Below are 16305 nucleotides of genomic sequence, written 5' to 3' on the forward strand. Positions count from 1 at the left end.
AAATAATTGGATTGCACTAAATTAAACGCGCTGAAAATATTGATTATAGAAAGGCAGTTATGTAATCTCTAAAATTGTCTCAGGAAGCGGAATGGTTCTGCAGTAGGTATTTAATTTTGCACCAAGCGCTTAAGATAACGTTAAAATCTAGATTGCACGAAAGTCTATACGATTTGCAGTTTAGAATAAACATGCTGAATTTAGCTTAATTCCGAAGTAGGGGGTTGCGACGCTATATCTGCAAAACCACACACTCTCGAGTGATTATCCATGAAGGCATGATCAACCTGCGTAATAGGTGGGTGTCACAAAGATCGGTACCAATAGATGTTCACGTTGGATTGCTCTTGGGCACTAGTAATGTATCTTGACGAAGGTTATATTTTGCACAGGGCTATTAAATCTTCACTATCCATTGGTGAGTCATCGGTTTCATCTCTGGCTGAGCAAAAAGAGTAATGTTGTCTTTGGGTTTTTAAGCATCGATCCCCACTTATATATTACCTAGTGATCTGACTCGTGCAGCCAAGCTGTTTTATATTGCTTTTGATTAAATTAAATCCTAACTAAAAACCTCCCCCGGTCTTTGAGAGTTTAAGTTACTAGTTGAAATGTTCTTCGGGAATGTAATTCTGAAGGTTGTCGGATGCCCTGGTATACTAAAGACATCTGCTGTTCCATGATGGAGGCTCATGATAGATCGGACAATAGCCAATCCTAATCCAGTGCCACCTTCAGCTCGTGAGCGACTATTATCCACTCGATAGAAACGATCGAAGATATTAAGCAAGTGATGGCGTTCAATTCCCACTCCGGGATTGCTTATTGAAAGGGAGACTTCTTCGGTTCGCGTTTCAATGGAAATAACAACCGACTCTTCTATCGGGCAGTGACGAATGGCGTTTGATAAAAGATTCGAAATGGCGCGCTGAATCATGAGTCGATCGCCTGAAACTTTGCCCTGACCACTGACGGTTATGCCGACGCACTTTTCTTCAGCCGAAAGAGAAAAAAGATCAATTACTTTTAAAGCTTCGTCTTCCAGCAAAATGTTTTCGAATGGTACAAGTGCGGCTGGGTGACTTACTTGGGCTAAAAAAAGCATATCAGATATAATTCTAGTGACTCGCCCCAACTCTTCGGTGCAAGACTCTAGTACAGACTTATACTCCTTTACTGAGCGATCACGAGAAAGAGTTACCTGTGCTTTCCCCATAAGGTTCGTAATCGGTGACCGCAACTCATGCGCCAAATCATCTGAAAACTGAGTGAGTTGTTGGACTCCGCTATCAAGTCGGTGAAGCATGAAATTTATGCCATGAGCTAGCTCACTGATCTCTTGGGGCATATTGACAACGGAGAGTCGGTGACTGAGATCTTGGGTTGATACCATTCCCGCAACTTCACAGAATTCCCGGAGTGGGGACAATCCGCGTTGCACTATCGCCCAAGCACTGATACCAATAAGGATCAACAACAGCGGAACCGCTACGATGGTTGAACTCAAATAAGAGCTTAACAGTGATTCATCATTCGAGCGGTCCATAGTCAGCAAGACTGATACGAATTCACCATCTTTTAGCCTCATGAGTTTCGCTGCTGTGAGGATGTGATTTTCGCTTTCCTGTGCCGAGGAGTAGTAAGAAATCTTAGTGCTATCGGTTGCTCCGATTTTGCTCCTAGAAACTACGGTTATATCTGCTCCAAAACTCAGGACAGGGACACTCAGATTTTCATCATCAAAAATAGTGAGATTAAGATTGTCATGCCCTAGCACTTGATCTAATAGTGCGTGTGGCTTTAGGCTCATGTTGCTAGTACTGATATCCATCAGTAAACTGTGCTCAATTTGATTCATTTTCTTTTCTAAGCTGTTTTTTGCACGCAAATCAAGCTCGTGGGTAAGCGCTAAATAGGCCAGAATCGCTAAAGAAACTACTAGTACTGCTCCCATTATACTTACTGTCAAACCCAATCGCATTGACAGGCTGACTTGCTTCATTTTCTCTCCTCCAGTACATAACCTACGCCGCGGAGCGTATGGATTAATTTAGTTTCAAATGGGTCATCTATTTTAGCTCTGAGCCTACGTATCGAAACTTCGACAACATTGGTGTCGCAATCAAAATTCATGTCCCAAACCAATGAAATGATCTGAGTACGAGATAACACCTCTCCAGATTGACGCATTAATAGATGGAGCAGTGCGAATTCTTTCGTCGTCAAATCTATGCGTTGTTTTCCGCGAAATGCGCGATGCCTTCCTTGATCAAGTTCAAGATCAGCAACTTTTAACACTTCTTGAATTGGTATGTGTTCGCTACGACGCATTAGAGTGCGTACTCTTGCCAGCAACTCTGGAAATTCAAATGGCTTGACAAGATAGTCATCAGCCCCCAGATCCAATCCTCTAATTTTATCTTCTAAGCGTCCTCTTGCAGTAAGCATCATTACCCTAGTACTGCTAGACCGCCGAATATTTTCAAGAACGTCCCATCCGTGCATTTCAGGAAGATTTACGTCAAGTAATACCAGATCATAAGCTTGCTGCCGTGCCAGATGGAGTCCATCAGCTCCTGTCGATGCGCAATCTACAATATAGCCACTTTCAGTTAGACCCTGATGTAAGTATTCAGCAGTCTTTGGCTCGTCCTCTATCACAAGAATACGCATAGGAATTAACCCTTCTTAAAGTGGTTCGTAATGGCTCTTTTCGTAGAATCTGTTTAAAGTTAACCATCTGTTTAAACGTTGGATTCTGGTTGCATTTTTAATTTTCTGGGATCATAGAGTTTAAAACTAACAAGGTTTCGTGCGACCCTCGTCACCCTGTAGTACAAGAGCCGCCTCCCGTTTTTGTCTAGGGATGTCGCTTGGTGCGAGCACTTATTGCCCTAATCCTAATGCATTAAGTGAGGCTTATTCGTTAGATAACGTATTTGTAATTCTTCAGTCACCTTGTTGATAGGTGTACGGAATTATATTTGCCTCATGGGAAATTCTTTTTGTATAAAGGTTTTGGGGAATGATGGAATTACTTCGGTTTAGAAAGTTTATTGCTCACCCAATCACGCATAAAACCATGCTACAAGCAGGTCTTATTTCGATCCTTGCTCTTTTGAATGCTCCTTTGTTAGCCGCAAACGCTCAAATGCTTACAATGGATCAAGCGCTTGAAACTGCATTTTCCAACAACCCAGACCTAGCGGCCGCTCAATGGGAGACAGGTATTGCTCAGGGAGAGCGACAGCAGGCTGGATTGATTCCAAACCCTGAGGTTTCCTGGGAGGCTGAAGATACTCGGCGAAACTCGCGCACCACGACGGTAATGATCAGCCAGCCGATAGAGCTTGGCGGTAAGCGTGGAGCTAGGATTGAAGTGGCCAATAGAGCTCAGGACGCAGCGGGGATTGAGTTGGAGCGCAAGCGTAACGTTCTGCGTGCCGATGTCATTCAGGCTTTTTATAGTTCCTCAACGGCTCAGCAAAGACTGCTGCTGTCACGTCAATCACTTGAGCTCGCCGAGCGCGGTTTGCGTGCAGCGCAAGGTCGCATCAAGAGTGGCAAATCCTCACCCGTTGAAGGTACGCGCGCAGAGGTTCAGCTATCAGAAGTGCGCCTAGAGTTGAGGCGGGCTGAGCGGGATGAGGCCAGTGCCTACCAGAGACTCGCTCAGGTCATGGGGGCGCCTTTGCCTGCATTTGTGTCCGTGGGTGATCCAAATCGGTCGATGCCAACCGTGCCCGATTCGTCGCTGCTGTTTAGCCGAATTGGTGAAACTGCAGAGCTACGATTAGCAAAACTGCAAATAGATCAGCGGGAAGCCTCTCTTGGTCTTGAGAAGGCTCGTCGAATTCCGGACCTGACCGTGAGTATCGGGAGTCAATACGACGAGCGTGAGCGCGAGCGGGTGAATGTCGTAGGGCTATCTATGCCCATCCCGTTGTTTAACCGTAACCAAGGCAACGTACTGGCCGCAGCCCGCCGTGCCGATCAATCTCGCGACCTTCGGAATGCCAGTGAGTTACGACTGCGCACAGAGATCCAAACCACCTTAGATCAGTGGCTGACTGCTAACACTGAAGTGGCGTCGTTCAATCAAACCATCCTGCCTGCAGCGCAAAGTGCCGTCGATACCGCTACCCGAGGTTTCGAAATGGGTAAGTTTAACTTTCTCGACGTGCTCGATGCTCAGCGCACATTGATTAGCGCTCGCACGCAATACATCCAAGCCATCGCCGAGGCGACAGACGCCTGGGTGCGTATCGAGCGAATTTTCGGTGATGTTGCCATTCTCACTCGTACCCCGTGAATTTCATATAACGCTTTTTTTACCGCTGCTCAGTATCGCAATACCACGTTAATCCGTGAATGCCGACTGGGTTGCGCAGGGAGTCTCCATGGATAAAAAACTAATCCTCGTCTCGGCACTAACCTTGGCAATAGGTATAGGCATCGGTTCGTTTTGGATGACAAGCCCATCGGTGCCTTCAGCTGAAGCTCAGACTCAGGAGGGCAAAGGCTATGACGATCACGGCGATGAAACTGCTGACGGAAAACCGGCCGAGGGCGAACACGCAGAAGGCGAAGCTGAAGAGGGTCATTTGACTCTGAGCGAAGAGCAGATCAGCTCTGCCGGCATCCAACTGGTTGAAGCGAAAGCGCAGAGCATCAGCCTTTCATTGCCCTTTCCTGGAGAAATCCGTTTTGATGAAGACCGCACTGCGCACGTGGTGCCCCGCGTACCTGGTGTCGTTGAGTCGGTTCATGCCAATCTTGGTCAACCAGTGAAAAAAGGTCAGTTGCTGGCCGTAATCGCTAGCCAACAAATTTCTGATCAGCGCAGTGAACAAGCCGCTGCGCAACGTCGTCTTGAGTTGGCGCGTACTACCTACGAGCGAGAGCGACAGTTATGGCAGGACAAAATCTCTGCAGAACAGGACTTCCTGCAAGCCCGCCAGGCTTTGCAAGAAGCTGAAATTGCTCTCAGCAATGCTCGGCAAAAAATTAGCGTACTGAGTGGTAGCTCGGTCGCCAGCGGGGGTAATCGATATGAATTGCGTGCGCCGTTTGACGGGGTTGTAGTCGAGAAACATTTGGCCCTCGGTGAAGTTGTCAGCGAAACCACCAATGCCTTTACGCTCTCCGACTTGTCGCGTGTGTGGGTGACCTTTGGAGTCTCACCAAAGGATTTGAACAAGGTACTCGTAGGCAAATCGGTCAAGGTCAGTGCGCCGGAGTTGAATGCTGAAGTCACTGGAACCGTGGCCTATGTCGGCAGTTTGTTGGGCGAGCAAACCCGTACAGCCACGGTCCGCGTGACATTGGAAAATCCACAAGGTGCATGGCGTCCGGGGCTATTTGTGACCGTGCAGGTTGACACCGGTACTCGGCAGACAAAGGTCGCTGTACCAGAGGCGGCTCTTCAGACGGTCGAGGACAAGCAAACTGTTTTCGTTCGAACGGAGGACGGGTTTAGAGCTCAGCCAGTGGAGACAGGTGGTCGTTCGGCGGGTCTGGTCGAGATCAAGGAAGGCCTGGAGCCCGGAGCTCAAATCGCCGCCGCCGGTAGTTTCATTTTGAAATCAGAATTGGGTAAAGCCTCGGCTGAACACGCCCACTGATCCGCCATTTCCACGAGAAGGTTCTCATGTTCGAACGCCTGATCCAATTTGCCATCGAGCAGCGCATTATCGTACTGCTCGCGGTTTTCCTCATGGCCGGCCTCGGTATAGCAAGCTATCAGAAGCTGCCGATCGACGCGGTTCCCGATATCACCAACGTCCAGGTGCAAATCAACACGGGGGCAGCAGGTTTTTCACCACTGGAAACCGAACAACGCATCACGTTCCCCATCGAAACAGCAATGGCTGGTTTACCGGCTCTAGAACAAACTCGTTCGCTGTCACGCTCGGGTTTGTCGCAAGTTACTGTTATTTTCAAAGAGGGCACGGACCTCTTCTTCGCTCGGCAATTGGTCAACGAACGATTACAGGTGGCCAAAGAGCAACTGCCAGAAGGTGTGGAAGCTGTCATGGGACCGATCTCAACCGGTCTTGGTGAGATTTTCCTGTGGACGGTCGAGGCTGAAGAGGGGGCTGTCAAGGAGGACGGCAGTCCCTATACGCCGACCGACCTGAGGGTGATTCAAGACTGGATCATCAAGCCTCAACTGCGCAATGTTCCTGGGGTCGCCGAAATCAATACCATTGGCGGGTTTGCCAAGGAGTATCAGATTGCGCCCGATCCAAAACGCTTGGCCGCTTACAAGCTCACGCTGACTGACCTTGTTACAGCGCTGGAGCGCAACAACGCTAACGTCGGTGCCGGTTACATCGAGCACAGCGGCGAACAGTTACTGATTCGTGCACCTGGTCAAGTAGCAACCACCGACGATATCGCCAATATCGTCATGGCCAATGTCGACGGTACGCCAATACGTGTGAAGAATGTTGCAACCGTGGATATCGGCCGTGAATTGCGCACGGGAGCAGCGACCGAAAACGGTCGTGAAGTGGTGCTCGGCACAGTGTTCATGCTAATCGGCGAGAACAGCCGCACCGTGGCGCAGGCCGTTGCCAACAAGCTTGAGCAAATCAACCGTTCACTGCCAAAAGGGGTTGTAGCAGTCACTGTCTATGACCGTACCAATCTTGTGGACAAGGCGATTGCCACGGTAAAAAAGAACCTGATCGAAGGTGCAATCCTAGTGATTGCGATTCTATTCCTGTTCTTGGGAAATATACGTGCAGCGCTGATCACTGCCATGGTTATCCCGCTCGCTATGTTGTTCACATTCACCGGCATGTTTACCAATAAAGTTAGCGCCAACCTGATGAGCCTTGGGGCTTTGGACTTTGGCATCATCGTCGACGGTGCGGTGGTAATTGTTGAAAACGCCATCAGGCGTTTGGCCCATGCGCAGCAACACCACGGGCGCATCCTCACTCGCTCTGAACGTTTTCACGAAGTATTCGCTGCTGCCAAGGAAGCACGCCGACCATTAATTTTCGGTCAGTTGATCATTATGGTCGTGTACCTACCGATTTTTGCGCTTACTGGCGTCGAAGGAAAAATGTTCCACCCGATGGCCTTCACCGTAGTGATCGCCTTACTGGGGGCGATGTTGTTGTCAGTAACTTTTGTCCCTGCTGCGATTGCGATGTTCGTGACCGGCAAGGTCAAGGAAGAAGAAAACGTCATCATGCGTGGCGCCCGCCGGATGTATGCTCCAGCTTTGGACTGGGTCATGGGCCATCGATCGTTGGCATTCGCCATGGCATTAGGCGTGATCACAATATGCGGTGTGGTCGCAAGTCGGATGGGTAGTGAGTTTGTGCCGAGTCTCAGCGAAGGCGATTTCGCGTTGCAAGCATTGCGTGTCCCAGGTACCAGCCTGACGCAATCGGTAGAGATGCAGCAACGCCTTGAAACCCTGGTATTGGCAAAAGTACCGGAGGTCAAACGGATGTTTGGTCGTACAGGTACTGCCGAAATTGCCTCCGATCCAATGCCTCCAAACATTTCTGACAGCTATGTGATGCTCAAGCCGAAGAGTCAATGGCCTGATCCGAATAAATCAAGGGAGGCATTGATAGACGATATTCAAAAAGCTGCAGCTGCGATGCCCGGAAGCAACTATGAGCTTTCTCAGCCTATTCAACTGCGTTTCAACGAGTTGATTTCAGGCGTACGTAGTGATGTGGCGGTCAAGGTATTCGGTGATGACATGGCGGTGCTCAACGGCACCGCTGCAAAAATCGCCGCATCAATGCTGAAGATCAATGGTGCCTCCGAGGTCAAAGTTGAGCAAACGTCGGGACTGCCGGTACTGACCATCAACATCGACCGCGACAAAGCCGCCCGTTACGGACTCAACGTAGGCGACGTGCAAGACACCATTGCGGTGGCAGTTGGCGGTCGACAAGCCGGTACGATGTATGAGGGAGACCGCCGATTTGACATGGTGGTGCGTTTATCCGACGCGATGCGTAAGGATCTCGAGGGATTGTCCACATTGCTAATCCCGGTACCGGCGTTGCTCAACACCAATGCTGACCAGATCGGATTCATAGCTCTTTCAGAGGTGGCGACCCTCGATCTAGTGTTGGGACCTAACCAGGTCAGCCGAGAAAACGGCAAGCGTCTGGTGATCGTCAGCGCCAACGTGCGTGGGCGTGATATCGGCTCTTTTGTACAGGAGGCCAGTAGCGCCATTGATAAGGAAGTGCAAATCCCATCCGGTTACTGGACCACTTGGGGAGGGCAGTTCGAGCAGCTCCAATCCGCTGCCAAGCGACTACAGATTGTAGTGCCGGTTGCCCTGCTTCTGGTGTTCGCACTCTTGTTCATGATGTTCAACAACCTCAAGGATGGCCTACTGGTGTTTACTGGTATTCCGTTCGCATTGACAGGGGGTGTCATGGCTTTATGGCTGAGAGACATCCCGCTATCGATCTCGGCAGGTGTTGGTTTCATCGCGTTGTCGGGAGTGGCGGTGCTAAACGGTCTGGTGATGATCGCTTTCATACGTAATCTACGCGAGGAAGGACATTCTTTAAGTTCCGCAATTAATGAAGGGGCTCTCACACGTTTACGTCCGGTGTTGATGACAGCTCTCGTGGCCTCTCTTGGGTTTATTCCGATGGCACTGGCAACCGGAACGGGGGCAGAGGTTCAAAGACCCCTAGCTACCGTAGTAATCGGGGGAATCCTATCCTCAACTGTGTTGACTCTGCTGATACTGCCTGCTCTTTATCAATGGGTGCACCGCCGAGACGAGGAAGAAACCAAAGACGACAAAATAGCATCCATATAATTTAGTTTTCTCAAAGCCTCCTATCGAGATTCGATGGGGGGCTTTTTTATGTGCGCAACATAACGAATCTGTAATCTAGGCGCCACCGTGTTGATAGGTTCGAATTGATACCCTAAGAGTGTCAACTAGATGAGGTGTCAGTATGAAAATTGCTCAAATTTTTGCTCTTGCGAGTGCTTTAGTCCTTTCTTCAGTTGCTTTAGCCGAAGGTGGCGGAGACAGAACCTTTGAGAAAATGATGGTCGCAAATGATCTAGCAATGGAGAAGTACGTGGCTAAAGAAGGAAAAATCGAGCCAGTAGTGTCAAGTGATGCTAAAGATGAGACTGATGAAATGTAAATGTAGCAGTACGCTGAATAAAAAAAACCGCTTCCGGTTTCCGGTTGCGGTTTTTTTTGGATGGCAGATTGGACATCGGTAATCCTGGCGCCACACCTACGCAATGTTCTAGTTGATATTCTGGTAACTGTTAATATATGAGGTACTCAATATGAAATTCATGAGCATTATTACTCTCGCTGGAACTCTGGCGTTATCCTCTCTTGTCTCTGCTGAAGGGGGAGGAGACAAAACCTTTGAGAAAATGATGGCGGCTAATGCTAAAGCTATGGAGCAGTATGCTATTAGCCAAGGGAAAAGCGCACCTGTAGCGAAACAATACGAGTACGGAATGAAGATGGATGTTGTGAAAGTGATCAGTGTGGTGCGGCCTGCAAAAGTCTGCGCGGTGGTGCCAGCCGCCATGACTTATGAAGATTCAAATGGGCAGCTAAATACGATTAGGTACACTGTGGCTGGAGAGTGTCGCAAACGTGGTGGCTAGTAGCTATCCTACTATCTGAACAATCTATAACGCTCGACTGATATGAAAAATAGGAATCGGGCGTTTTTTAGATTCGCTTCGAACAGGTATAAAAAAGACGTCCCGAGGGACGTCTTAAAAATTCACCCTTTTCCGAAGGAGCTTCTAAAGGTGAAATTGTAGCTTTAACTGAACAACAATGAGTTTCCAGATTTTCACAGGCTTGCTACTTGTCTGTAGAGATCTAACCAGATGCGCTAGCTAGATTCCTAATAACTCCCACTCACTATAAGCAATCCTAGTTAACGTGGAGATGATTGAAAAATTACAATTTTGAAATTTTCAATCAAAAATGGGACAATTTAGAAGAACCGAGAATTTTCCCGTTTAGGTATTACAGAATGGCGAGTGGGTACTCAACAATCACACGGACCTCATCCAGATCCGATTCAAAAGCGGTTGCGCGAGTATTCGCTTGCCGCAAGCGGAAAGACATATCTTTCAAGGAACCTGTCTGAACGACGTACTTCACCTCAATGTCGCGCTCCCAACGTTTCTGATCTGTCAACGGGTTCCCGTCTGCATCGCGCCTCATGTATGTTGCGTTAGCGTTGGAATAGTCAGCGTCGGTGCCGCGACCATAACGTGTCATAAACGACAGGCCTGGTACGCCGTACGAGCTCATGTCGAGGTCGTAGCGAACCATCCACGAACGTTCTTTTGGCGAGTTAAAATCGCTGTATTGGATCGAGTTGTCGAGAAAGATAGAGTCCGACTGACGCAGATAGTCGAAGTCGTCATTACCATTATTTCGCTGGTGAGAAAGTGCAAGTGAGTGCGCACCATACTTCACGCCAACTTTAGCGCTCCAAATATTGTTGTCGAATTCTCCCAGCAGTTTCTTTCCTTCATCAACGGCCTTGTAGTAATTCACGCCCCCGAATACAGAAAGCTGATCAGACAGTGAGTAATTCAATCCCGTGCCCGCATAGTATTGATTCCAAGCGTCTTTGAGGCGACTGGAATAGAGACTAACGATGATATTTTTGTTAACGTTGTAGTCGCCGCCGAAATAGCCTACCCAAGGTGAATTAACAGGCCCTGCATAGAATGTCGCGAAGTTGTCGCGCATATTGCTGGAGACTGGTTGGCTCATGGCGTGCAGGCGACCACCTTGAACAGTCAGTCCTTCAATGCTGGTATTGGTCGCGGTTACACCGCGGAAACTTTCGGGTAGTAGTCTTGAGTCGCCAGAAGCCACGACGGGGTTCGCTGGAAAAACATCACCAACTTTCACTACTGTGTCAAAAGCGCGAACCTTTGCTGCCCCACCGACTTTTGTGTACTCATCTCGAGCCTCACCATCGCCATTGACAGGCAGTACATCGAACGAACTACGACCACCATTTCGACCGTCACCCGTATCAAGCTTCAACCCAATCATCGCGAAAGCATCGACGCCCACACCGACAGTGCCTTGAGTAAAACCGGATTCAAATTTACTGATGATCGCGTGCGACCAAGTCTCTGAATAACCATTGCCTGTGGGGCTTGATTGCCCGTTACGATGGTCACGATTGAAGTAGAAATTTCGATTTAGCACGGAAAGACTACTATCTTCGATAAATCCCCCAGTCTTTTCCTCTGCGAATGCCATGGAAGGCCCAGAACTGACAACCAACGCTAAAGCGGCCATTGAGAATTTTGTATTGTTATCCATTAATCACTCCTTAGGTTTGGCAGAACTAGTAAGTTCTTCGGCTGGAATTATTGTTTACGGAAAGCGCGTTGCGCTTTCGTATCGTCGCCGACTTGTATCGTTGCAATTTGAAGATAACAGGGAGATGATTGAAGAATTACAATTCTGTAATGTCTGTATTTTTTTTCAAAAAAATATTTCTGCGGCACATACCCACCGATGAGTGGCTCCTATTTACAACGAATCTTCGCATGTGTCTCCTGACGGGCGGCATGATTTAAACTTGAAGCGCATGCGTAGGGTCCGACTGGTTTTTAAGTGCGAATCCGGCGGTGACGATTGCTCGCGTGTTCACCAATACATTCTCGGGGATACGGATGTCAGACGTAGCGCTGTTCATCATCGCGCAGTTTTTCGGTGGGTTAACGGCGCTGTTCCTGGCGAAGGTTCTCGGTGCTAAAGACGTTGTCGTGGATATCCCGCAGCCTAGTCCCCATGAGCAAAAGCTCACAATTCACTGAACGGTGCTCTCTACGGTTCGTGGATGCGGTAAGCCCGCTCAAGGCGTAGTTCACGTTCCTATCGCGACATCCTGAAGGGCTAGGCCTTAAGGTGGTTCAGCCTTTCAAACGCGATTTTTTAAAGGGGCAGTAAGGAAAGACATGAATTACAAAGTGAGGGTTGCTACACCATCTGATGCCCCTGCCATCCAGATTATCTATGCTCCAATGGTTTGAACTCAGTCATCTCGTTCGAGCTGATACCACCGACTGTTGATGAGATGGCATCAAGAATAACCGCAACACTACCGCCGCATCCCTATCTGGTAGCCGAGGTGGAGGGCAACGTCGTTGGATACGCTTACGCAAGCGAGCATCGAGCGAGAGAAGCCTATCGATGGTCGGCGGATGTCACCGTGTATGTTGATCCGGCTGTGCACCGAAAAGGGGTTGGTCGTGCGCTTTATCAGCAGCTTCTACCAGTTCTAGAGAAACAGGGGATTCATGCAGCCTATGCCGGCATTGCCTTACCCAACGCAGGAAGTATAGGTATCCATGAAGCACTCGGGTTCACCCACATCGGCACCTACCCAGAGGTTGGGTTCAAGCACGGCCAATGGCATAGCGTGGATTATTGGCGTAAACCGATTTGTGCTGTGACGCCGCCAATAGAAATCATCCCGTTCAGTGAGATAAAGGGAGAGTTGAGAAACCAGGTGTGAGGCGACCTGGCTACTATTCGTCGCCATCGGTACCAGGCTGTTCGCTGAGAGCTATGCTTATGGATGATTCACGTTCGAGTCAGTTTACCGACCGGCTGGAGGGATGAATGAATTTGGCGGCGTTTACCTCGCTGCTTTCCGCAGGCGAAAACATAAACGGGTGCCCACTCCCCGATTTAGATGCAGTGACATTCGCAGGTCTGCATTTTCCTTCCCGTGCATATTGCCTTGTTGCTGATTGGGTAATCTTGGATCTCGAAGTTACAACACGTCAACGAATAGCCATCACCGATAGAGGGCTTATCCCTGCCTTGGTTTACGCATTGACGGTTATCCAAGATAGAAAAGGTCGTTTTGCGCCTGGTGATTGGGTCAGATCAACGTTGGGGGTTTCCTTCACTCACAACTGCTTGTTTGAGACGAAAAATACGGTTTATGTGCTTATGGGAGCCGGCCGTAGGTTGCGCACAGATTTAGACATCGCACTGAGCTTGTGCTGAAGACCGCAGATTATGCTGCTCCCCTCCTGACCGCTTACTTCAGTTGTTGGTGTCACACTATGTTGGGAGCAGCCCGGCCCTGTATTTGAAGCGCAGCCCATCTGTGTCAATCTATGTTGCTGTTGTCTTTATCGCGAATCATCCTACAGACCCCGATTTACGCGATGGGTTGTGTCAAACTATGTTGTTGGTACCCAGAATTTTCTTGCTCCTGCGTTACTTTGTAGACTCCACACTCTCGCTATTTATCTTCATAAAATCCGCAAATAAATCCGCGTACTACTCGAACTTCCGACTATTCCTACATTACCTATAGCTAGGTAAACCGGGGATTGTGGCGTACTCTGAAAACCGCGAAAAAATCCGCGAATCTTGGAGGTCGAATGAGCGCTGAAGCTATCTTGGGGAATCATTGGCTGGAACCGCTGGTTCCGACATTTCCCAGTGAAATTCTGCAATTGGCAGAGCAAGTGCCATTTCAGGCAGGAAAACTCAGCGCCATCGTTGCTCCGCAAATGGTTCGGCGAGTGGGTGGATTGCTGCGGGTCACCAGCAGCTTTTACAGCAATTTGATTGAGGGCCAATTTACTGAGCCGGTAACGCTTGCGCCGACAGCCCCGAGACGTAATCCCAAAGAGCTGACTGAGCTGGCGGTGACGCATATCGGTACACAGCAAGCTTTTGAACGAGCACTGTCACTGCACAACAAACTGCCTTGGGAGGCAATGTTCAGCAGCGCATTTGTCTCCCGGGTACATAAGCGCCTGTTTCAGGGGGCCAGCGGTGACCAATTGCATTTGCGCGACGCAAGTCGATTGGTGCCTGGCCAGCTTCGAGATGTAGCGGCCCAGGAAGTTCTCGTCGGCAATCATGCCGCGCCGTCCAGTCAATCCGTAACACCGATGCTCAATCGTATGCAGCAGGTCTACGGCCGCTTGCCCGATGCACGGAGCCGCTTGCTCGCGGTCATGGCTTATCACCATCGATTAGCCTGGGTGCATCCTTTCGTTGATGGAAACGGTCGCACCGGCAGGCTGATCACCCACCTGCAACTGCAGAAACTGGGACTGGTATCGCCCTTGTGGTCGTTATCGCGAGGACTTGCTCGCCAGCAGGACACTTATTACGCGCGTTTGGCCAATGCGGACAAATCGCGTCGCGGTGATCTGGATGGGCGTGGTCAACTCACCCAAGCGGGGCTATTCGAATTTGTCGGTTTCATGCTGGAGACCTGTCTGGATCAGATGCGCTATACCGAGCAGGCACTGAACGTCTCCAACATGCGTGAAAGACTTCACACCATTTTTGCGTGGGACGAGCGTATTAAAAGGGCCGGTCTCAAGCCCGAGGCAGCACGTGCTTTGCACATTCTGCTGACTCAGGGCGTGCTGAGTCGGGCGGATTTCAAGATATTCACCGGACTGTCTGACCGGGTCGCGACTGATCAACTTAGAAGTCTTGTGCAGCTGGGACTTGTGGAAAGTGCTACGCCTAAAGCCCGAGATCTTTATCCGGGATTGCCCGTGTGGTTTGCACAGCTTCTATTTCCGGACTTGCATCAACGAATGATGGCTGCAAGCTAAGGAGTTGTTGGATGGATCGCTTCCAGGAAATGCACATCTTCACCACCGTTGCCCAAGAGCAAGGCTTCTCCTCGGCCGCGCGGCGTTTGGGCCTTTCCGCGGCCAGTGTGACGCGGGCAGTGGCGGCGCTGGAGTTGCGCATTGGTACGCAGTTGTTGATTCGTACCACGCGCAGTGTGCATTTGAGCGAGGCGGGGCAGCGTTATCTGGAGGATTGTCGGAGGATTCTTGCGGAGGTGCAGGAAGCCGAGGATTCGGCGGCGGGCAGTCATGCGCAGCCGCGTGGGCAATTGACGGTGACGGCGCCGGTGTTGTTCGGCGATCTGTTTGTGACGCCGGTGATGGCGGGTTTTCTCGCGCAGTATCCGGAAGTCACGATCAACGCGGTGCTGGTCGACCGGATCGTCAACATGGTCGAAGAGGGTATCGATGTGGCGGTGCGCATCGGTGATCTGCCCGACAGCAGCCAGCATGCGATCCGGGTCGGTGAGGTGCGTCGGGTGATTTGTGGTTCGCCGGCCTATTTCGCCAGGCACGGTCGGCCGATTCATCCTCATGCGCTGGCAGGCGTGCCCGTTGTGGCGACTTCAGCAATTGGCCAGCAACGCACCTGGCCGTTTCTCGATGGCGGCGAACCGTTCAGCGTGCGACCTGAACCGCGTCTGATCGTCACGGCCAATCAGGCTGCGATTACGGCAGCGGCCATGGGCTTGGGGATGACGCGGGTTTTGTCTTATCAGGTGGCGAGCAAGGTGGCCGCCGGTGAACTGGAAATCGTCCTCGCCGAATTCGAACTGCCCGCATTACCGATCCATGTGGTCTATCAGGGAGGGCGGAAGGCGCCGGCGCGGATCCGCAGTTTTGTCGATTTCGCGGTACAGGCTTTGCGCGAACATCCCGCGTTGAAAAATGCAGCGTTATTGCACGAGCTGAAATAATCGTTTGCAGTTACTGGTGATTCTGTTGTTTTCGCGATCAGGGGAAGATGGCCCCCTCGGCGCGCTCATCCCCGCAGCGGCGCCCCTGTTCAGCGGAGTCGACCATGCAAGCGATCAAACTCTACAACTTCCCGCGTTCTGGCCACGCTCATCGCGTCGAGTTGATGCTGTCCCTGCTGCAATTGCCGACCGAGCTGATTTTCGTCGATCTGGCCAAGGGTGAGCACAAGCAGCCCGCGTATCTGGCCATCAACAGCTTCGGCCAAGTCCCGGCGATTGATGACGGCGGCGTGGTGCTCGCCGATTCCAACGCTATTCTGGTGTATCTGGCGCAGAAGTATGGCAGCGGACGTTGGCTGCCTGCTGACCCGGTCGGTGCCGCGCATGTGCAGCGTTGGTTGTCGGCAGCCGCCGGGCCGATTGCTTTCGGCCCTGCTGCTGCACGCTTGGTCACGGTATTCGGCGCGCAACTGAATGCTGATGAAGCCATCACCCGTGCGCACAACCTGCTGAAAGTGATGGACGTCGAACTGGGCAAAACTCCGTATCTGGCCGGCGAAGAACCGACCATCGCCGACGTCTCGGCCTACAGTTACATCGCCCATGCGCCGGAAGGCAATGTGTCGCTGGATGATTACGGCAACGTTCGCGCCTGGCTGGCCCGGGTCGAAGCCTTGCCCGGTTTTGTCGGCATGCCGCGCACCGTCGCCGGCCTGCAAACCGCAGTCTGATTCCCGCAATC

Annotated in this window: 13 protein-coding genes and 1 pseudogene; 11 read left to right on the forward strand and 3 right to left on the reverse strand. The window is 50.6% G+C overall.

Annotated elements, in window-relative coordinates:
• Positions 1-562 precede the first annotated feature (562 nt).
• Positions 563-2002, reverse strand: coding sequence for a heavy metal sensor histidine kinase (locus QMX93_RS00595; protein ID WP_042561904.1), 1440 nt, complete (start codon positions 2000-2002; stop codon positions 563-565).
• Complete coding sequence (locus tag QMX93_RS00600) at positions 1999-2673, reverse strand: heavy metal response regulator transcription factor (RefSeq protein ID WP_080896080.1); 675 nt, start codon at positions 2671-2673, stop codon at positions 1999-2001. Before QMX93_RS00600 ends, QMX93_RS00595 begins: the two co-directional genes overlap by 4 nt.
• Positions 2674-3082: 409 nt before the next feature.
• Between QMX93_RS00600 and QMX93_RS00605 the strand changes: the two genes are divergently transcribed.
• The 5 genes from QMX93_RS00605 (at position 3083) to QMX93_RS00625 (ending at position 9642) form a co-directional block, all read left to right on the forward strand.
• Positions 3083-4312, forward strand: a complete 1230-nt coding sequence (locus QMX93_RS00605) for a TolC family protein (protein WP_225138954.1) — start codon at positions 3083-3085, stop codon at positions 4310-4312.
• Positions 4313-4400: 88 nt separating this feature from the next.
• Positions 4401-5624, forward strand: coding sequence for an efflux RND transporter periplasmic adaptor subunit (locus QMX93_RS00610; RefSeq protein WP_042561903.1), 1224 nt, complete (start codon positions 4401-4403; stop codon positions 5622-5624).
• Positions 5625-5650: 26 nt separating this feature from the next.
• On the forward strand, positions 5651-8818 hold the full coding sequence (locus tag QMX93_RS00615) for a CusA/CzcA family heavy metal efflux RND transporter (protein ID WP_042561902.1): 3168 nt from the start codon (positions 5651-5653) through the stop codon (positions 8816-8818).
• Positions 8819-8960: 142 nt separating this feature from the next.
• Positions 8961-9158 carry a co-regulatory protein PtrA N-terminal domain-containing protein gene (locus QMX93_RS00620; protein WP_042561901.1) on the forward strand — a complete coding sequence of 66 codons (198 nt, stop codon included), beginning with the start codon at positions 8961-8963 and terminating at the stop codon, positions 9156-9158.
• Between the two features lie 151 nt (positions 9159-9309).
• Entirely contained in the window at positions 9310-9642 is a 333-nt protein-coding gene (locus tag QMX93_RS00625) for a DUF2790 domain-containing protein (protein WP_042561900.1), read from the forward strand.
• Positions 9643-10015: 373 nt separating this feature from the next.
• On the opposite strand, the gene QMX93_RS00630 is transcribed toward QMX93_RS00625, so the two are convergent.
• Complete coding sequence (locus tag QMX93_RS00630; RefSeq protein ID WP_042561899.1) at positions 10016-11341, reverse strand: OprD family porin; 1326 nt, start codon at positions 11339-11341, stop codon at positions 10016-10018.
• A gap of 326 nt (positions 11342-11667) precedes the next feature.
• Here QMX93_RS00630 and QMX93_RS00635 point away from each other — a divergent pair, with 326 nt between their 5' ends.
• The 6 genes and pseudogenes from QMX93_RS00635 (at position 11668) to QMX93_RS00660 (ending at position 16294) form a co-directional block, all read left to right on the forward strand.
• Entirely contained in the window at positions 11668-11841 is a 174-nt protein-coding gene (locus tag QMX93_RS00635) for a hypothetical protein (RefSeq protein WP_230679402.1), read from the forward strand.
• 141 nt (positions 11842-11982) lie between these two features.
• Positions 11983-12542: pseudogene (locus QMX93_RS00640) on the forward strand (arsinothricin resistance N-acetyltransferase ArsN1 family B).
• A gap of 107 nt (positions 12543-12649) precedes the next feature.
• Entirely contained in the window at positions 12650-13042 is a 393-nt protein-coding gene (locus QMX93_RS00645; RefSeq protein ID WP_140396033.1) for a hypothetical protein, read from the forward strand.
• Positions 13043-13425: 383 nt separating this feature from the next.
• A complete protein-coding gene (locus tag QMX93_RS00650) occupies positions 13426-14625 on the forward strand; it encodes a Fic family protein (protein ID WP_282351446.1) in 1200 nt (399 codons plus the stop codon).
• Between the two features lie 11 nt (positions 14626-14636).
• Positions 14637-15563, forward strand: a complete 927-nt coding sequence (locus tag QMX93_RS00655; protein WP_282351447.1) for a LysR family transcriptional regulator — start codon at positions 14637-14639, stop codon at positions 15561-15563.
• A 104-nt stretch (positions 15564-15667) separates the two neighbouring features.
• Positions 15668-16294 carry a glutathione S-transferase gene (locus tag QMX93_RS00660; protein ID WP_282351449.1) on the forward strand — a complete coding sequence of 209 codons (627 nt, stop codon included), beginning with the start codon at positions 15668-15670 and terminating at the stop codon, positions 16292-16294.
• Positions 16295-16305: the final 11 nt, after the last annotated feature.

The organism is Pseudomonas sp. PS01303 (assembly GCF_029959385.1).
Classification (GTDB): Bacteria; Pseudomonadota; Gammaproteobacteria; order Pseudomonadales; family Pseudomonadaceae; genus Aquipseudomonas; species Aquipseudomonas rustica.